The sequence below is a fragment of the Pseudomonas putida group bacterium ESBL64 genome (assembly GCF_045277175.1).
Classification (GTDB): domain Bacteria; phylum Pseudomonadota; class Gammaproteobacteria; order Pseudomonadales; family Pseudomonadaceae; genus Aquipseudomonas; species Aquipseudomonas alloputida.
On sequence record NZ_CP145799.1, the window covers coordinates 2,797,596 to 2,816,141 of the forward strand.

Consider the following 18,546-nt stretch of genomic DNA (forward strand, 5'->3'; position numbering starts at 1 on the left):
TTTCCCGAATAAATGCACAGGGTCCCGCCGCGCATGGATAAGACCTACCAGCCGCACGCAATCGAAACTTCCTGGTACAACACCTGGGAGTCCGAGAACTATTTCGCTCCACAAGGTGCAGGCGAGTCCTACACCATCATGATCCCGCCGCCGAACGTAACCGGCAGCCTGCACATGGGCCACGGGTTCAACAACGCGATCATGGACGCCCTGATCCGTTTCCGCCGCATGCAAGGCCGCGACACCCTGTGGCAGCCGGGTACCGATCACGCGGGTATCGCCACGCAGATGCTGGTCGAGCGCCAACTTGAAGCCAAAGGCCAGAACCGTCATGACCTGGGCCGCGAAAAGTTCCTGGAAAAAGTCTGGGAATGGAAGGATCAGTCCGGCGGCAACATCAGCCGCCAGATTCGCCGCCTGGGCTCATCGGTAGACTGGAGCCGCGAGCGCTTCACCATGGACGACGGCCTCTCCGAAGCGGTTAAAGAAGCGTTCGTGCGCCTGCATGAAGACGGCCTTATCTACCGCGGCAAGCGCCTGGTCAACTGGGACACCAAGCTGCACACGGCCATCTCCGACCTCGAAGTGGAAAACCACGACGAGAAAGGCCACCTGTGGAACCTGCGCTACCCGCTGGCCGACGGCGCCAAGACCGCCGAAGGCCAGGACTACCTGGTAGTTGCCACCACGCGTCCGGAAACCCTGCTGGGTGACGCTGCCGTGGCCGTCAACCCGAACGACGAACGCTACCAGGCACTGATCGGCAAATTCGTCGAACTGCCATTGGTCGGCCGCCGCATCCCGATCATCGCCGATGACTACTGCGACCCCGAGTTCGGTACCGGTTGCGTGAAGATCACCCCGGCCCACGACTTCAACGACTACGAAGTCGGCAAGCGTCATAACCTGCCGCTGCTGAACATCTTCGACAAGAACGCCTTCGTGCTGGCCAGCGCCCAGGCCTTCAACCTCGACGGCAGCGTTAACGAGCAGGTCGACACCCAACTGCCGGCCCAGTACGCCAACCTTGACCGCTTTGTCGCGCGCAAGCAGATCGTCGCCGACCTGGACGCCCAGGGCCTGCTGGTCAGCATCGACGACCACGCCCTGAAAGTGCCGAAAGGCGACCGCTCCGGCACGGTCATCGAGCCGTGGCTGACCGACCAGTGGTACGTTTCCACCAAGCCGCTGGCAGAGCCTGCCATCGCCGCCGTGGAAGATGGCCGTATCCAGTTCGTGCCCAAGCAATACGAGAACATGTACTTCTCCTGGATGCGCGATATCCAGGACTGGTGCATCAGCCGCCAACTGTGGTGGGGCCACCGCATTCCTGCGTGGTACGACGAGGCCGGCCAGGTCTACGTTGGCCGCAACGAGGAAGAAGTGCGCGCCAAGCACAAGCTGGGCGCCGACGTGGTCCTGCGTCAGGATGACGACGTACTCGACACCTGGTTCAGCTCGGGCCTGTGGACATTCTCCACCCTGGGCTGGCCGGAACAGACCGAATTCCTCAAGAAGTTCCACTCCACCGACGTGCTGGTGACTGGCTTCGACATCATCTTCTTCTGGGTTGCGCGCATGATCATGCTGACCATGCACCTGATCAAGAACGAAGACGGCACCCCGCAGGTACCGTTCAAGACCGTGTACGTGCACGGCCTGGTACGTGACGGCCAGGGCCAGAAGATGTCCAAGTCCAAGGGCAACGTGCTGGACCCGCTGGACATCGTCGACGGCATCACCCTCGACGCCCTGCTGGAAAAACGCACCAGCGGCATGATGCAGCCCAAGCTTGCCGAGAAGATCGCCAAGCAGACCAAGGCCGAGTTCCCCGAAGGTATTGCCAGCTACGGCACCGACGCCCTGCGCTTCACCTTCTGCTCGCTGGCCTCGACAGGCCGCGACATCAAGTTCGACATGGGCCGCGTCGAAGGCTACCGCAACTTCTGCAACAAGATCTGGAACGCTGCCCGCTACGTGCTGGACAAGGGTGAAGACTGCGGCCAGAACGGCGAAGCCTACGAGCTGTCGCTGGCAGACCGCTGGATCATCTCGCAACTTCAGCGTACCGAAGCCGAAGTAACCCGCCAGCTGGAGCAGTTCCGCTTCGACCTGGCCAGCCAGGCGCTGTACGAGTTCATCTGGAACCAGTACTGCGACTGGTACCTGGAGCTGTCCAAACCGGTACTGTGGGACGAAAACGCCCCGGTAGAGCGCGCCCGTGGCACCCGCCGCACCTTGGTGCGCGTGCTGGAGGTGGCACTGCGTCTTGCGCATCCGTTCATGCCGTTCATCACCGAAGAAATCTGGCAGCGCATCGCGCCGCTGGCCGGCATCGACGGCAAGACCATCATGCTGCAGCCATGGCCAGTGGCCAACGAAACGCGCATTGACGCCGCCGCCGAAGGCGACATCGAGTGGCTGAAAGAGTTGATGGTCGGCCTGCGTAATATCCGCGCCGAAATGAACATCGGCCCCGGCAAGCCGCTGCCGCTGTTCCTGAAGAACGCCAACGCCGACGACCAGCGCCGCCTACAGGAAAACGAAGCGCTGCTGAAGAAGCTGGCCAAGGTCGAGTCGTTCACCGTACTGGGTGATGCCGACGAAGCGCCGCTGTCCGCTACCGCCCTGGTCGGTGACCTGCAAGTGCTGGTGCCAATGGCCGGGCTGATCGACAAGGATGCCGAGCTGGCGCGCCTGAACAAGGAAATCCAGCGCCTGCAAGGTGAAGTGCAACGTGTTGGCGGCAAGCTGTCCAACGCAGCCTTCGTCGACAAGGCCCCGCCTGCGGTGATCGAGAAGGAACGCGCCAAGCTGGCCGAGTCCGAACAGGCCCTGGCCAACTTCACCGAGCAGCATGCGCGGATTGCAGCGCTGTAATCACTAGAGAGACCGTTGGGGCCGCTGCACGGCCCTTTCGCGACACAAGGCCGCTCCCACAGGACGGCGCCAACCTTCAAGGCGCCACCACCCTGTGGGAGCGGCCTTGTGTCGCGAAAGGGCTGCGTAGCAGCCCCAGGTTCTTCAAGCCACCGCTCGTATAGGGCTGGACACTGCCATGACCCCGAACAAACCCACCCTGCACCCGCGCAACCGCCACCAGGGTCGCTACGACTTCCCCAGCCTTATCAAGGCCCACCCTGACCTGGCCCGTTTCACCATCACCAACCCCCACGGCAAGCCCAGCATCGACTTTGCCAACCCCGAAGCCGTCCGCGTGTTCAACCGTGCACTGCTCAAGGCCCAGTACGGCATCCAGCACTGGGACATCCCAGCCGATTACCTGTGCCCGCCCATTCCTGGCCGTGCCGACTACATCCACGTAGCCGCCGACCTGTTGGCCGATGACAATGCTGGCGACGTCCCAAGGGGCACCCAAGTGCGCGCGCTGGACGTCGGCGTGGGGGCCAACTGCATCTATCCACTGCTGGGCCACAGCGACTACCGCTGGCGCTTCCTCGGTTCAGACATCGACCCCGTGGCTCTGGCCTCGGCCAAGGCTATCGTCCAGGCCAATGGCCTGGGCAAAGCCATTACCCTGCGCCAGCAGGCCAACCGAGCGCACATCCTCAGCGGCCTGCTGCAGGAGGGCGAACGCTTTGACCTGACCCTGTGCAACCCGCCCTTCCATGCCTCACGCGACGAAGCCACCCGCGGCAGCCAGCGCAAATGGAAGAACCTCGGCAAGCAGGACCCCAAACGCAAGCTGCCGGTGCTGAACTTCGGTGGCCAGAACAATGAACTGTGGTGCGAAGGTGGCGAAATCCGCTTTGTCACCCAGTTGATTGGCGAAAGCGTGCAGTACGCCGAACGGGTGCTGTGGTTCACCAGCCTGGTGTCCAAGGCCAGCAACCTGCCGGGCATCGAGGCCGCGTTGAAGAAGTCCGGCGCCAAGGCCGTGCGCATCATCGAGATGGGCCAGGGGCAGAAACAGAGCCGCATGGTCGCCTGGAGCTTCCATGACGACGCCGCACGCCAGGCCTGGCACGCCCAGCGTAAATCACAGGCATGAAAAAACCGCGCCCGGGCAAGCCGGGCGCGGTTTCGTCAAAACAACAATTACTTGTTGATAGCGTCGGTCAGCACTTTGGCTGGAACGAACTTGACGACTTTCTTGGCAGCGATTTCGATGGCAGCGCCAGTCGAAGGGTTGCGGCCGGTACGGGCAGGACGCTCGGAGACTTTCAGCTTGCCGATGCCTGGCAGAGTGATTTCAGCGCCGTTTTCCAGTTGGTCGGCAACGATCTGGCCCAGTTGCTCCAGAGCGTTCTTGGCGGTGGCTTTTGGCGCGGCGATCGATTCGGCGATGTCGGCAATCAGTTGGTCTTTGGTCAATGCCATGGTGGTGTTCCTTCCCTATCAAATTCGATGGTTATGCAGCGGACTACGACGTTATCGGGCCAGCCCCTTGAAATGGAGGGCCGCGCCAATTGCGTATGTAGATACGAAAATCGGCGTTTGGTTCGACACGACGACAGCATGCTGCCAGCAATGCGCACACGAGGGGCGCAAGACCGCGCAAAACTACCACAGGAATGGATAAATATCCGCTTCGCACTTTGATTAAATGCAGGTTTTTCGGGGGTTTCAGCTGAAAACACACAAAATTGAACAAAAAACGAACAACCGACATATCTGCCAACATACGGCCACTGCATCACCTCAGGTCTAGGTTAAACTTGGCAACTTTTGCAGCTCGCCGAGAATTCCATGCCAATCCGTCATTGCATCGTTCACCTGATCGACAAAAAGCCCGATGGCAGCCCCGCCGTGCTGCATGCTCGCGACTCCGAACTGGCTGCCTCCGATGCCATCGAAAACCTCCTGGCCGACCTCAATGACAGCTACAACGCCAAGCAAGGCAAGGCCTGGGGCTTTTTCCACGGCGAATCGGGCGCCTACCCGCTGAGCGGCTGGCTGAAGCAGTACCTGGAGGGGGAAAAGGACTTCACCGCCTTCAGCCGCGTGGCTGTCGAGCATCTGCAGAAGCTGATGGAAGAGTCCAACCTGTCCACCGGCGGCCACATCCTGTTTGCCCACTATCAGCAAGGCATGACCGAGTACCTGGCGATCGCCCTGCTGCACCATAGCGAAGGCGTGGCGGTGAATGCCGAGCTCGACGTGACCCCTTCCCGTCATCTCGACTTGGGCCAGCTGCACCTGGCAGCACGCATCAACCTGTCGGAGTGGAAGAACAACCAGAACTCCAGGCAGTATATTTCGTTCATCAAGGGCAAGAACGGCAAGAAGGTGTCGGATTACTTCCGCGACTTCATCGGCTGCCAGGAAGGCGTCGACGGCCCGGGCGAAACGCGTACCCTGCTCAAGGCCTTCAGCGATTTCGTCGAAAGCGAAGACCTGCCGGAAGAATCCGCCCGCGAAAAGACCCAGACCCTGGTCGAGTACGCCACCACCCAGACCAAGCTGGGCGAGCCGGTGACGCTTGAAGAGCTGTCCAGCCTGATCGACGAGGACCGCCCCAAAGCGTTCTACGACCACATCCGCAACAAGGACTACGGCCTGTCGCCGGAAATTCCTGCTGACAAACGCACCCTCAATCAGTTCCGCCGTTTCACCGGGCGTGCCGAGGGGCTGTCGATCAGCTTCGAGGCACATTTGCTGGGGGACAAGGTGGAGTATGACGAAGCGGCGGGGACCTTGATCATCAAGGGGCTGCCGACAACCTTGGTGGATCAGCTGAAGCGCCGCAAGGACTGATTTCCCCCAAGCCCCCAAAGGAGGCCACCAGTGCCTCCTTCGCTGACTTGCGCAGCCGCTTCACCAACCGCTCCTGGCGCAGCGCCGCGCCCTTGTCCGGCCACTGCTCCACGTACACCAGCGCCTGGGCCGGGCTGGTCTTGAAATAGCGGGCGCCCTGCCCTTTCTGATGCGCGGCGAACCGACGCTGCGGGTCATCGCTGATGCCGCAATACAACGAGCCATTGGCTGCCCTTACCAGATAGACAAACCAGGGCTTACCAACGGCAGGTTCGACGACTTCACTCACCCTGGGCCTGCTGGAATGCGCGCAACCCCTTGAATGCCTGCAGGCGGACCTTGTTCTGCATCAGCGGCGACCACCCCAGCAGCATTCCAGGAACACCCAACGCTTGCCGCGACCAGCGCCACAGGTCAAAGGTATCGTCATGCTGGCAAATCAGCCCATCACGCATGACAAAGCGTGCCTGGATATCGTTGACCACAACACGGCCGGTCTGGCTGAACAGGTAGGTAGCCACCCAGTGCGCGCTGCCACTGTGCTCATCTGCACGTATGCTGTCGAATGTCAGGGTGAAGTTCTTGGCGCGGGTGGTGAGCATCCGCCACATATCGCCTGCGTCCTTGCCGCGCAGGGTGCCGAACACCGGGTCGCTGAAAACGATATCGCTGCTGTAGCAGGCCAGCATGGCGTCGGCATCCAGGCGCTGGAAAGCCTGGTAGAAACGGGTAATCAGGGCGCGGTTGGCATCGCTCATTGTGGGCTTGTCCGTCCTAGGTTCGAAAACTGCACGATAATCTGCCCCGATGGCTTATGCCAGTACCCTCCTCTTGGCAGGCAAGAGGACGGTACTGCAAAAACAGGCCTCAGACTTTTTCGCAGGTCACCTGCACCTGCAGTGCCCGCCCGGCACCCAGCCCGAACACGACGGCGCCAACGCCCAGTACCGCAAAAATCCAACCCAATGCCGCCCAGCCGCCGGTCAGGTCATGCACCAGGCCCACCGCGAAAGGCCCCATCGAGGCCAGGGTATAACCCACCCCTTGGGCCATGCTCGACAAGTTCGCCGCCACGTGGGCATCTTTCGAGCGCAGCACGATCAAGGTCAGCGCCAGGGCAAAGGTACCGCCCTGCCCCAGGCCCAGCACAATGGCCCACCCCCACAACCCGGAAAGTGGCGCATACAGGCAACCGAACAGCCCCGCCAGCGTACCTGACATGACCAGCACGATTGCCAGCCGCTGGTCCTTGCCGCGGGTGGCCAGCCAGGGGGCACTGAGCGAGCTGATCAACTGCACGATTACCGACCCTGACAGCACCAACCCTGCCTCGGTAGGGCTGAGGCCGCGACCGATCAGGATCGATGGCAACCAACCGAACACGATGTAGGCCAGTGATGACTGCAGGCCCATATACAGGGTCACCTGCCAGGCCAGTGGGTCACGCCACAAGCCTCGCACGCGATAGGCCACCCTGTGCAGCCCATGCCCCTGACGGGCCTGTGGCAGCCACACCAGCATGGCCAGCAAAGCCGGCAGCACCCAGAAGCCCAACCCTAGTGCCCAGCTGCCGTCGAAATGCTGGGCCAACGGCACGGTGGCACCCGCGGCCATGGCCGCGCCCAGGCATAATGCCATGGTGTATACACCGGTCAGCGTGCCAGCGTGTTGCGGAAAGTCGCGCTTGACGATACCTGGCAACAATACGCCGATAATGCCGATGCTGGCCCCTGCCATCAGGCTGCCGAGGAACACCCCGACAGCCCCAAAGGTACTTCGTACCACGAGGCCAAGCGCCAGGGTGACGAGGATGCCAAGAATCACCCGCTCGCTGCCAAAGCGCCGCGCCAGCACTGGCGCCAAGGGAGCAAACAGGCCCAGGCAGAGCACCGGCAAGGTGGTCAGCAAGCCCGCCTGCGAAGCATTCAGCCCCAAGCCTTCAGATACTTGGCCCAGCACCGGCGCCATGCTCGACAATGCCGGGCGCAGGTTCAAGGCCACCAGCACCAGGCCCAGCAGCAACAGCCAGGGCCGCCGCAACACCACAGCCTGTTGCTGGACCTGTTCGTCGTCAGCTTCAGCGTCGATCAGTAGCTCATCGAGATCCCGCTCGTTCGATGGGGTATTACGGGTGATGGATTCAGCCATGGCCTTCTCGGTGTCAGGATTCAATTAGGGTACGGCTCAGGCGCTTGGCCCGTTCAGCGTCACGTTGCTCGATGGCGTCGAGGATCTGCCCATGCAAGTCGAACGTGGCCTGGCAGCGCGGAACGGTGGCCATATTGTGTTGCAGAGCGGCAGCCACGACCCCGGAGAAGTAACGGTACAGCTCGCTCAATGCCGGGTTATGGGCGGCATCGACCAGCCGCTGGTGGAAGACCAGATCGCAGGCGACATAGGCATCGACATCGCCGTGAAAGTGCCCGGCACTGCCTTCCAGGGCATCCTTCAGCGCTTGCAGGTCGGCATCGTTACGACGCAAAGCCGCCAGGCCGATGGCCTCCGCCTCGAGGATATGGCGGGTCTCGCGGGCCTGCTCGAGCGTACATCGGGACATCGCGTGCACCGCCTGCAGCGGGTCCTGGGCAGTGCGCAGGTAGCTGCCGTCTCCCTGGCGAATTTCCACCAGGCCACTGAACGCCAGCACGCGCATGGCCTCACGCACCGTGTTACGGCTAATGCCCAGTTGCAAGGCAAGCTCTGGCTCGGTAGGCAGGCGCTGGCCGACCTGCCAATCGCCCAGCACGATGCATTCGCGCATGCGCTCTACCGCCAACTCCACCAGGGAACGCTTGGTCAGCTCTGTATTCATGTCACTCAACCAATCATCCGATGAATTGCCGCAGCTTACTGGATTGCAGGCGAAGACGTAAACCACCTGGTATTTCTGCCAGTTGTGGGCATGCCCCTTTGTTGCAACGCTCGTTACGTGCTTTCAAGGATGCGCCCACATGCGAATGGCGAGTTTGCTGTTACTGCTGTTCCTGGCCCTGCAGCCAGGCTGTGACCCGGCCCGGCACCCGAGCCGCCCCAAGACCTTGCTCATCGGCCTTGATGGCGTGCAACTGCAGCAGTATTTGCAACTGGGCGATGCAACCAACCTGGAGCAGCGGCTTTACTACGGCAAGGCTTACGCCGGGGGTATCAATGGTAAAGCCAGCGAGCAGCTCACGTTGAGCGGCCCTGGCTGGATCACTTTGCTGACCGGCGTGTGGAGCAACAAGCATGGCGTTGAATCGGACGACGACTCGCAACGGGTCAACCCGGCGTTTCCCAGCCTGTTCAAGCGGCTACGCCTGGCCTACCCCAATGCCTACCTCTCCAGCATCGTCAACTGGTCACCCATCAACACGGCATTTCTGCTGGAGGACGCCCATGACGCCGATGTACGCGAAAGTGGTTTGCCAGATGAACAGGTGATTGCGCGTACGTTGCAGATCCTGGGTGACACACCTGCTGACTTCACGTTCATTCAACTGGACGAACCTGACCAGATCGGCCATCAAAGGGGTTACGGTGAGCACTATGCGCAGGCGTTGCGCAAGGCCGACAGCGAGATCGGGCGGCTATTGGACAAGGTAGACCAGCGGCGTCGCATGTTCCCACAGGAAGACTGGCTGGTACTCGTCAGCACCAACCATGGCCGGGACTATTGGGGGAAAGGCCATGGCGGCGCTTCGGAGCAGGAAAAGAGTATCTTCATCGCCAGCAACAAGCCGTTGAATCAGGAACTGACCGAGCTGAGCATTCCTGTGGAGATGCCTGGGCCCGGCGGCCTGTACGGGCTTCCCGCGCAGACCTCGGTAGCGCCCACGGTGCTGCGTCACATGGGCCTCAAGCTGCAGCCGGAATGGCTACTGGACGGCACGCCTTTACTGGGTGATACCGGCGTGCGCAAGGCGCGGGCCGATGAAAACAAAGGACGGCTACGCTGGAACAGTAACACCAAGGGTTATCTGACCATTATCAAGAACGGCCATGTGGTTGCCCAGGTTGCGGCCAGAGACGATCAATGGATCGATCCGGAGGGGATGGACAAGCAGAACGATTATGTACTGGTGCTGGATGGTACACCGGCGGCGGTGCGCAACAGGCCGGCAGCCAAGCCATTTGTGATCGAAGACCGCCGCTATTAAGCCCTTGAGAAGCAACAGTTTTGTCGTTCCTCAAGGGCTGGCGCGATCCCCGTAGGAGCGGGTTCACCCGCGAAAGGGCCGGCCCTCCTGGCCAGTTTCCACTCGCCGTTCACCGTTGCCGCCGCTACCGTATTCGCGGGTAAACCCGCTCCTACATTGGACGCGCACAGGCTGTTGTAGGAGCGGGTTCACCCGCGAATGGGCCGGGCCTGCTGGCCAATTTCCACCGGCCGTTCGCCGCTGCCGCCGCTACCGTATTCGCGGGTAAACCCGCTCCTACGATGGACGCGCACAGGCTGTTGTAGGAGCGGGTTCACCCGCGAATGGGCCGGGCCTGCTGGCCAATTTCCACCGACCGTTCGCCGCTGCCGCCGCTACCGTATTCGCGGGTAAACCCGCTCCTACATTGGACGCGCACAGGCTGTTGTAGGAGCGGGTTCACCCGCGAATGGGCCGGGCCTGCTGGCCAGTTTCCACCCGCCGTTCACCGTTGCCGCCGCTACCGTATTCGCGGGTAAACCCGCTCCTACACGTCAGCTCAACGCATCCAGCAGTGCCTGGTTCATTTCCGGCGTACCGATGGTGATCCGCAGGAACTGGGCAATACGCGGCTGCTTGAAGTGACGCACGATCACGCCCTGCTCGCGCAAGCGTGCCGCCAGCTCGCCGGCATCCTGCTGCGGGTGGCGGGCGAAGATGAAGTTGGCAGCCGACGGCAGCACCTCAAAGCCCTTGGCCTGCAGCTGACCGACCAACACCTCGCGGCTGTCTATCACCTTGCGGCAGGTGTCCTCGAAGTACTCACGGTCTTCGAACGCCACCGCCGCACCGACGATAGCTGCACGGTCAAGCGGATAGGAGTTGAAGCTGTTCTTGATCCGCTCCAAGGCCTCGATCAGGTCCGGGTGCCCCACCGCCAGGCCCACTCGCAGCCCTGCCAGCGAGCGCGACTTCGACAGCGTCTGGGTAACCAGCAGGTTATCGTAGCGGTCCACCAGGCTGATCGCCGTTTCACCACCGAAATCGATGTAGGCCTCATCCACTACCACCACCGAATCACGGTTAGCCTGCAGCAGCTGCTCCACCACCAGCAACGGCATCAGGCAACCGGTCGGCGCGTTGGGGTTGGGGAAGATGATGCCAGCGTTGGGCTTTTTGTAGTCCTCAATGCGGATCTGGAACTGCTCATCCAGCGCCACCTGTTCGAAGGCAATGCCGTACAGGCCGCAGTACACCGGGTAGAAGCTGTAGCTGATGTCCGGGAACAGCAGGGGCGCATCGTGCTGGAACAGGCCGTGGAAGATGTGCGCCAGCACCTCGTCCGAGCCGTTGCCGACAAACACTTGCGCCGGGGTCACGCCGTAGTACTCGGCCACCGCTTGCTTGAGACGGTCACCGTTCGGGTCCGGGTACAGGCGCAGGTTATCGTTCAGCTCGCCGCGCATGGCCTCCAGCGCCTTGGGCGACGGGCCATAGGGGTTTTCGTTGGTGTTCAGCTTGACCAGGCGGGCCAGCTTGGGTTGCTCGCCCGGCACGTAAGGCACCAGGTCCTTGACGAAGGGGCTCCAGAATCGACTCATGCTCAGTTCCCCTTCTCTTGGGTCAGGATACGGTATTCAGCGCTGCGGGCGTGGGCGGTCAGCGACTCGCCACGGGCCAGGACCGAGGCAGTGTGGCCCAGTTCGGAAGCGCCCTGTTCGGAGCAGAAGATGATCGACGAACGCTTCTGGAAGTCATACACCCCCAGCGGCGACGAAAAACGCGCGGTACCTGAAGTGGGCAGCACGTGGTTAGGGCCAGCGCAGTAATCGCCCAGCGCTTCGCTGGTGTGGCGGCCCATGAAGATCGCGCCAGCGTGGCGAATGTGTGGCAGCCAGGCTTGCGGGTCGGCCACCGACAGCTCCAGGTGCTCCGGTGCAATGCGGTTGGCCACGTCCATGGCCTGCTGCATGTCACGCACCTGGATCAGCGCACCACGGCCATTGATCGACTTCTCGATGATATCGGCACGTTCCATGGTCGGCATCAGCTTGTCGATGCTGGCAGCCACACGATCGAGGAAGGCGGCATCCGGGCTGACCAGGATGGCCTGGGCGTCTTCGTCGTGCTCGGCCTGGGAGAACAGGTCCATGGCAATCCAGTCCGGGTCGGTCTGACCGTCGCACACCACGAGAATTTCCGAGGGGCCGGCGATCATGTCAATGCCTACCTGGCCGAACACGTGGCGTTTGGCGGTGGCAACGTAGATGTTGCCCGGGCCGACGATCTTGTCCACCTGCGGCACGCTTTCAGTACCGTAGGCCAGCGCAGCCACGGCCTGGGCACCACCGACGGTGAACACCCGGTCGACACCGGCGATGCAGGCAGCCGCCAGCACCAGCTCGTTGACCTCACCACGCGGGGTCGGTACCACCATCACCACTTCAGCCACGCCCGCGACCTTGGCCGGGATGGCGTTCATCAGCACCGACGACGGGTACGACGCCTTGCCGCCCGGCACATACAGGCCAGCACGGTCCAGCGGGGTGACCTTCTGGCCGAGCACGGTGCCGTCGGCCTCGGTGTACTGCCAGGAATCCTGCTTCTGCCGCTCGTGATAAATGCGCACACGGTTGGCGGCCTTTTCCAGGGCCTCGCGCTGGACCGGTGTAATACGGGTCAGCGCCAGTTCCAGGCGCGCGCGATTGAGGATCAGGTCGTCAATCGACTTGGCGTCAACACCATCGAAGCGCTGGGTGAATTCCACCAGCGCCGCATCACCGCGTTCACGCACGGCCTTGATGATGTCGAGCACGCGCTGATTGACCGCGTCATCGGACACACTTTCCCAGCTCAGCAGATGATCCAGATGTCGAGCGAAATCCGGATCAGCGGCGTTGAGACGGGCAATTGCAGTGGACACGGTCATGGCGAGGGCCTCGTAATATTAGCGAATGCTCAGGCGCCCTAGGGGATTGTGCGAAAAGTGCCTGCGCGACGATCATGCTACGTTAAAAACAGGCTCGGAATGCTCATTTGCAACCAGCAAAGTCGGGCGCGACCCCGGCCGTTCCTCGCCTGTTTTCGTTCTTGCATGATCGCCGCTCGGCGACTTTTCGCACAATCCCAAGCTACCAGTCCATCCGCGCGGGCACCCGAGAAAAATGGCTATGACGCGGATAGACGGGCGCGACAGCGAAGGTCGCGCGCAGGAGTCAACCGCGGTGTCGCGATTCGACCGCTTGACGCAGCGTGTCGATCAGGCTCTGGATACGGGCGTGCTGCATTTTCATGGAGGCTTTGTTGACCACCAGGCGCGAGCTGATCGTGGCGATCAGTTCCTGAGGTTCCAGGCCGTTGGCACGCAGGGTGTTGCCGGTGTCGACCACGTCGATGATCTTGTCGGCAAGGTTGATCAGCGGCGCCAGCTCCATCGAGCCATACAGCTTGATGATGTCGACCTGGCGACCTTGTTCGGCATAGTAACGCTTGGCTACGTTGACGAACTTGGTGGCCACACGCAGGCGGCCCTTGGGCTCGGCGGCGCCGACTACGCCCGCGGTCATCAGCTTGCATTGAGCAATCTGCAGGTCCAGGGGCTCATACAGGCCCTGGCCGCCGTACTCCATCAGCACGTCCTTGCCGGCCACACCCAGGTCGGCAGCACCATGCTCGACATAGGTCGGCACGTCGGTGGCACGCACGATCAGCAGGCGCACATCGTCCTGCGTGGTCGGGATGATCAGTTTGCGGCTCTTGTCCGGGTTTTCGGTCGGCACGATGCCGGCCTCGGCGAGCAACGGCAAGGTATCGTCGAGAATACGGCCTTTGGAAAGCGCGATGGTCAACATTGGAACGTCGGTCCTTAAGCGGCTGCTGCCGGCCAGGTCATCGACCTGGCCGCATTCAATTCAAAAGGTGCGTCCTTGCACCCGCGGGGTACTAGCCCGGTACGCGGCGGATTTTCGCGCCGAGCATCTGCAGTTTTTCCTCGATGCACTCGTAACCACGGTCGATGTGGTAGATGCGATCGATCAGGGTATCGCCTTCGGCAACCAGCGCCGACAGCACCAGGCTGGCGGAAGCACGCAGGTCGGTGGCCATGACCGGGGCACCCTTCAGCGCCTTGACGCCAGTGACGATGGCGGTGTTGCCTTCGACCTGGATCTGCGCGCCCATGCGGTGCATTTCGTAAACATGCATGAAGCGGTTTTCGAAGATGGTCTCGATTACCGCGCCAGTGCCTTCGGCAATGGCGTTCAGCGAGATGAACTGCGCCTGCATGTCGGTCGGGAACGCCGGATACGGGGCAGTACGCAGGTTCACGGCTTTCGGCCGCTTGCCATGCATGTCCAGTTCGATCCAGTCCTCGCCGGTGTTGATGTCGGCACCCGCTTCCTTGAGTTTTTCAAGCACGGCTTCAAGGATGGTAGGGTCGGTGTCCTTGACCTTGACGCGGCCACCGGTCACGGCAGCGGCAACCAGGTAGGTACCGGTCTCGATGCGGTCCGGCATGACGCGGTAGTTGGCCGAATCCAGTCGTTCGACACCGTCGATGGTGATGGTGTCGGTACCTGCGCCCTGAATGTTCCCGCCCATGGCGTTGATGAAGTTGGCCAGATCGACCACTTCAGGCTCACGCGCGGCGTTCTGCAACACGCTGCGGCCCTTGGCCAAGGCAGCGGCCATCATGATGTTCTCGGTACCGGTCACGCTGACGGTGTCGAAGAAGAAGTGCGCGCCACGCAGGCCACCTTCAGGCGCCTTGGCCTTGATGTAGCCGCCTTCCACTTCGATCTTCGCCCCCATGGCCTCAAGGCCACGGATGTGCAGATCGACCGGGCGCGAGCCAATGGCGCAACCGCCAGGCAGGGCCACTTCGGCTTCGCCGAAACGGGCAACCATCGGGCCCAGCACCAGGATCGAGGCGCGCATGGTCTTGACCAGCTCGTACGGCGCGACCAGGGTCTTGATGGTGCGTGGATCGATCTCCACCGACAGCTTTTCGTCGATCACAGGCTCGATGCCCATGCGCCCGAACAGCTCGATCATGGTGGTGATGTCGTGCAGGTGCGGCAGGTTGCCCACGGTGACCGGGCCATCGGCCAGCAGGGTCGCTGCCAGAATCGGCAGGGCTGCGTTTTTCGCGCCCGAAATGCGGATCTCGCCGTCAAGGCGAGCGCCGCCAGTAATAATCAGTTTGTCCATTGGAGTCTCGCCGCCAAGTTGGCTCAGGTGCGCTCAGCCCAGGCTGCGCTGCTGAAAAATTTCATGGTTACCGCATGGATGCTGCCATTGGCGATCCACGGATTCAGGTGAGCATAGATCGCCTGCTGGCGTTTGACCGGACTCAGGCCAGCCAACTCGTCGCTGATCACGTTCAACTGGAAGTTGCAGCCTTCGCCTTCAACTTCGACCCGGGAACCCGGCAATTTCTCTTCAAGGAAGCTTTTAACTTCTACGGCCTGCATGCTCAACCTCAATCGGCGCCCGATGCGCACGGGTCGGCCATCATACAAAAAAGCCCCTCGCCTGCGAAGCCCAACGAAGGCTTCGCTGACCGAGGGGCCATCATCCGTGCCGGGCCACTAGCTTGCCAGCACTTCATCGAGATCATAGACCTCGGCAATTTCCCGCATGTCGTCAGGCATGCCACGCACTTCGCACGCCTTGCCAGTGGCCTGAGCATCACGCATGTACGCAAGCAATAACGACAAGCCGACACTCGACGACTTCTCGACAGCCGAGCAATCAAGCACCAGTCGCGGCTCGCGCGAGCCATCGATCAGCACCTTGCCTTGCTTGCGCAAGGCCGGGCCGCTGCGGTAATCCAGCACGCCAGCCAGACGCAGCACGCCCGGCTCTGCCATGCTTACAGCGGCCTCGCTCATTTGACGGTCTTCTCTGGCGAGTTGTCGGCAGCCTGCTTGGCCTTGGCCACTTCGCCAGCCCAGCCGTCGATGGTCTTGTCCAGGTCATTGCCGTTGCGCTGCATGGCATCGGCGAACTGGTCACGGAACAGCTTGCCGATGTTGATGCCGTTGACGATCACGTTACGCACCTTCCACTCGCCGCCAATGTTCTCCAGGGTGTACTGCACGGGGTACACGGCACCGTTGTTGCCGGTAACCTTCATGCCGACACTGGCGCGTTTGCCGTCATCGGCTTTAGCCGGGTCGACAGTGATGCCCTGGTTGTTGTACTCGAGCAAGGCATTGCCATAGAACTGCATCAGGCTGCGCTTGAAGTTTTCCTGGAAGCGCTGCATCTGCTCCGGGGTCGCCTTGCGCGAGTACTTCACGGTCATGATGCTACGCGAGATACCGTCGGCATCCACCACCGGGCCGAGAATGCGGTTGAGCGAGTCATAGAAGGCGTTGGGGTTGGACTTGTACTGCTCCTTGTTGGCCTTGAGGTCGCCGAGCAGTTCATTGGTGGTGCTTTGAACCACTTCGTGCGGTGTCTGCACAGCCAGGGCCAGCAGGGGGAAGGCCGCCAGCAGCACCAGCAAGCCACGTCGCAGGATCGAAATCATGGGTACTCCTTAATTAGCCGGTTGCGCTTCTTTCGGTTCCTTGCCAACAGAGTTGAGCAGGAACTTGCCAATCAGATCTTCCAGCACCAGTGCCGACTGAGTGTCATGGATGGTTGAACCATCCTTGAGGACATCGTCTTCACCGCCCACGCTGATGCCGATGTACTTCTCACCAAGCAAACCGGCGGTCAGGATCGAGGCAGTGGAGTCGGTCGGCAGGTTATCGACCGACTTGTCCAGCTGCAACGTCACCCGACCGGTGTAGGAATCACGGTCCAGATCGATGGCGGTGACCTTGCCGATGGTCACACCGGCCATGGTCACTTTAGCTCTGACCGTCAAACCGGCGATATTGTCGAAGTACGCATAAACTTTATAGGTATCAGTGGTCGGGCTGGCCGACAGCCCGCTGACACGCAGGGCCAGCAGCAGCAGCGCCAGGATCCCGGCCAGGAGGAACAGGCCGACACCGATTTCCAGGGTGCGGTTTTGCATCAGAAATCTCCAAACATCAAGGCGGTCAGAATAAAGTCCAGACCCAGCACTGCCAACGAGGCATAGACCACGGTCTTGGTGGTTGCACGACTGATCCCTTCTGAGGTGGGCTCACAGTCGTACCCCTGGAATACGGCGATCCAGGTCGAGACGAAAGCAAACACCAGGCTCTTGACCAGCCCGTTGAGCACGTCGTCAGTGAAAGAAACACTGTTCTGCATGTTGGCCCAGAACGAGCCTTCGTAGACACCCAGCCAGTCCACCGCCACCCACGAGCCACCCCAGATACCGACCACGCTGAAGATCAGCGCCAACAGCGGCAGCGAGATGAAACCGGCCCACAGGCGTGGCGCAACGATGTACTTGAGCGGGTCGACACCGATCATTTCCAGGCTCGACAACTGCTCGGTAGACTTCATGTTGCCGATTTCGGCGGTCAGCGCGGAACCGGCACGCCCGGCAAACAGCAACGCCGTTACCACCGGGCCAAGTTCACGCAGCAGGGTCAGGGCGACCATCTGCCCTACCGCCTGCTCCGAGCCGTACTTGGTCAGGATGCTGTAGCCCTGCAGCGCCAGCACCATGCCGATGAACACACCGGACACGACGACGATCGCCAGCGACAGCACACCCACCGAGTACAACTGCTTGGTCAGCAGCTGGAAGCCGCCGCCAATACCACCGCGACCGACCAGCGCATGGAACAGGAACAGGCACGAACGCCCGAGCACGGCCAGCACGTCGATTGCCGAGCGGCCCAGCAGGCGGACACGTTCGAGTAAGGATTTTCTGCGCATCAACGCGCCCCCAGCAGGTCGGCGCGGTAGTCAGGCGCGGGAAAGTGGAAGGGAACCGGGCCATCCGGGTCGCCTTTCATGAATTGGCGGATCCGTGGATTGTCCGAACCCATCAGCTCATCAGGCGTCCCCTGGCCCAGCACTTGGCCGTCACCTACCACGTAAATGTAGTCGGCGATGCTGGCGGTTTCTGCCAGGTCATGGGAAACCACGATGCTGGTGATGCCCAGGGCATCGTTGAGCAGGCGAATCAGGCGCACCAGTACCCCCATGGCGATCGGGTCCTGGCCGACGAACGGTTCGTCGTACATGAGGATCTGCGGGTCCAGGGCAATCGCCCGGGCCAGTGCCACACGGCGCTTCATGCCACCGGACAGCTCGTCGGGCATCAGGTCGATGGCACCGCGCAGGCCCACGGCCTGCAGCTTCATCAACACGATGTCACGGATCATTTCGTCCGACAGCTGAGTATGCACGCGCAGCGGGAACGCGACGTTCTCGAACACATCGAGGTCGGTGAACAACGCGCCGCTCTGGAACAGCACGCCCATCTGCTTGCGGGCGTCGAACAGGTCGCTGCGCGACAGCGTCGGCAGGTTCTGCCCGGCAACCCATACCTCACCGCTCGCGGGACGCAACTGTGCGCCCATCAGGCGGAGCAACGTGGTCTTGCCGCACCCCGATGGCCCCATGATGCCGGTGACCTTGCCGCGCGGGATGCTGATGTCCACGTTGCTGAAAATGCTGCGCGAACCACGTTTGAAGGTTACACCCTTCAACTCGACCGCGTAGGCGCTATCCACACTCATCTAGACTCCTTGCTAATGCAGCCTCGTCCTAATGGACGCCGGCCTCCATCTGGAAGGCACACGCACCCCTGACAGGC

Annotated in this window: 19 protein-coding genes; 4 read left to right on the forward strand and 15 right to left on the reverse strand. The window is 61.7% G+C overall.

What is annotated here, in order from left to right; translation table 11 throughout:
* Positions 1-33 precede the first annotated feature (33 nt).
* Positions 34-2,880: a valine--tRNA ligase gene (locus V6093_RS12740; RefSeq protein WP_004575658.1), complete on the forward strand. Its 2,847-nt coding sequence runs from the start codon at positions 34-36 to the stop codon at positions 2,878-2,880.
* Between the two features lie 178 nt (positions 2,881-3,058).
* Positions 3,059-4,012 (forward strand): 23S rRNA (adenine(1618)-N(6))-methyltransferase RlmF, encoded by a 954-nt coding sequence (rlmF, locus tag V6093_RS12745; RefSeq protein WP_012051325.1) that lies wholly within the window; start codon positions 3,059-3,061, stop codon positions 4,010-4,012.
* 47 nt (positions 4,013-4,059) lie between these two features.
* Here the strand turns inward: rlmF and V6093_RS12750 are convergent, their stop codons facing one another.
* Positions 4,060-4,341, reverse strand: a complete 282-nt coding sequence (locus tag V6093_RS12750) for an HU family DNA-binding protein (RefSeq protein ID WP_003255106.1) — start codon at positions 4,339-4,341, stop codon at positions 4,060-4,062.
* A gap of 369 nt (positions 4,342-4,710) precedes the next feature.
* Here V6093_RS12750 and yejK point away from each other — a divergent pair, with 369 nt between their 5' ends.
* Positions 4,711-5,718, forward strand: a complete 1,008-nt coding sequence (gene yejK, locus V6093_RS12755; RefSeq protein ID WP_003255108.1) for a nucleoid-associated protein YejK — start codon at positions 4,711-4,713, stop codon at positions 5,716-5,718.
* Here yejK and V6093_RS12760 read toward each other — a convergent pair.
* The 4 genes from V6093_RS12760 to V6093_RS12775 form a co-directional block, all read right to left on the reverse strand.
* A complete protein-coding gene (locus tag V6093_RS12760) occupies positions 5,666-6,007 on the reverse strand; it encodes a GIY-YIG nuclease family protein (RefSeq protein ID WP_003255109.1) in 342 nt (113 codons plus the stop codon). The two genes, yejK and V6093_RS12760, sit on opposite strands and share 53 nt — an antisense overlap.
* Positions 6,000-6,476 carry a nuclear transport factor 2 family protein gene (locus V6093_RS12765; protein ID WP_003255111.1) on the reverse strand — a complete coding sequence of 159 codons (477 nt, stop codon included), beginning with the start codon at positions 6,474-6,476 and terminating at the stop codon, positions 6,000-6,002. The genes V6093_RS12760 and V6093_RS12765 overlap by 8 nt, the downstream gene beginning before the upstream one ends.
* Before the next feature lie 109 nt (positions 6,477-6,585).
* Complete coding sequence (locus tag V6093_RS12770; protein ID WP_047605000.1) at positions 6,586-7,866, reverse strand: MFS transporter; 1,281 nt, start codon at positions 7,864-7,866, stop codon at positions 6,586-6,588.
* Positions 7,867-7,879: 13 nt separating this feature from the next.
* Positions 7,880-8,530 carry a FadR/GntR family transcriptional regulator gene (locus V6093_RS12775; RefSeq protein ID WP_004575660.1) on the reverse strand — a complete coding sequence of 217 codons (651 nt, stop codon included), beginning with the start codon at positions 8,528-8,530 and terminating at the stop codon, positions 7,880-7,882.
* A 139-nt stretch (positions 8,531-8,669) separates the two neighbouring features.
* Between V6093_RS12775 and V6093_RS12780 the strand changes: the two genes are divergently transcribed.
* Positions 8,670-9,854, forward strand: coding sequence for an alkaline phosphatase family protein (locus V6093_RS12780; protein ID WP_143999592.1), 1,185 nt, complete (start codon positions 8,670-8,672; stop codon positions 9,852-9,854).
* A gap of 533 nt (positions 9,855-10,387) precedes the next feature.
* Here the strand turns inward: V6093_RS12780 and hisC are convergent.
* The 10 genes from hisC to V6093_RS12830 all read right to left on the reverse strand — a co-directional run bounded on the left by hisC (position 10,388) and on the right by V6093_RS12830 (position 18,469).
* On the reverse strand, positions 10,388-11,434 hold the full coding sequence (hisC, locus tag V6093_RS12785; protein WP_108078503.1) for a histidinol-phosphate transaminase: 1,047 nt from the start codon (positions 11,432-11,434) through the stop codon (positions 10,388-10,390).
* 2 nt (positions 11,435-11,436) lie between these two features.
* A complete protein-coding gene (gene hisD / locus V6093_RS12790) occupies positions 11,437-12,762 on the reverse strand; it encodes a histidinol dehydrogenase (RefSeq protein ID WP_003255117.1) in 1,326 nt (441 codons plus the stop codon).
* Positions 12,763-13,048: 286 nt separating this feature from the next.
* Positions 13,049-13,684: an ATP phosphoribosyltransferase gene (hisG, locus tag V6093_RS12795; protein WP_003255118.1), complete on the reverse strand. Its 636-nt coding sequence runs from the start codon at positions 13,682-13,684 to the stop codon at positions 13,049-13,051.
* 91 nt (positions 13,685-13,775) lie between these two features.
* The gene (gene murA / locus V6093_RS12800) at positions 13,776-15,041 is read right to left on the reverse strand and encodes a UDP-N-acetylglucosamine 1-carboxyvinyltransferase (protein ID WP_003255119.1); all 1,266 of its coding nucleotides are present in this window, start codon (positions 15,039-15,041) and stop codon (positions 13,776-13,778) included.
* Between the two features lie 23 nt (positions 15,042-15,064).
* Positions 15,065-15,304, reverse strand: coding sequence for a BolA family protein (locus tag V6093_RS12805; RefSeq protein WP_003255121.1), 240 nt, complete (start codon positions 15,302-15,304; stop codon positions 15,065-15,067).
* Between the two features lie 117 nt (positions 15,305-15,421).
* Entirely contained in the window at positions 15,422-15,724 is a 303-nt protein-coding gene (locus tag V6093_RS12810; RefSeq protein ID WP_003255122.1) for a lipid asymmetry maintenance protein MlaB, read from the reverse strand.
* A complete protein-coding gene (locus V6093_RS12815) occupies positions 15,721-16,368 on the reverse strand; it encodes a phospholipid-binding protein MlaC (protein ID WP_003255123.1) in 648 nt (215 codons plus the stop codon). Before V6093_RS12815 ends, V6093_RS12810 begins: the two co-directional genes overlap by 4 nt.
* A 9-nt stretch (positions 16,369-16,377) precedes the next feature.
* Complete coding sequence (gene mlaD, locus V6093_RS12820; protein ID WP_003255124.1) at positions 16,378-16,863, reverse strand: outer membrane lipid asymmetry maintenance protein MlaD; 486 nt, start codon at positions 16,861-16,863, stop codon at positions 16,378-16,380.
* Positions 16,863-17,660 (reverse strand): lipid asymmetry maintenance ABC transporter permease subunit MlaE, encoded by a 798-nt coding sequence (mlaE, locus tag V6093_RS12825; RefSeq protein ID WP_003255125.1) that lies wholly within the window; start codon positions 17,658-17,660, stop codon positions 16,863-16,865. The genes mlaD and mlaE overlap by 1 nt, the downstream gene beginning before the upstream one ends.
* Entirely contained in the window at positions 17,660-18,469 is an 810-nt protein-coding gene (locus V6093_RS12830; protein WP_003255127.1) for an ATP-binding cassette domain-containing protein, read from the reverse strand. The genes mlaE and V6093_RS12830 overlap by 1 nt, the downstream gene beginning before the upstream one ends.
* Positions 18,470-18,546: the final 77 nt, after the last annotated feature.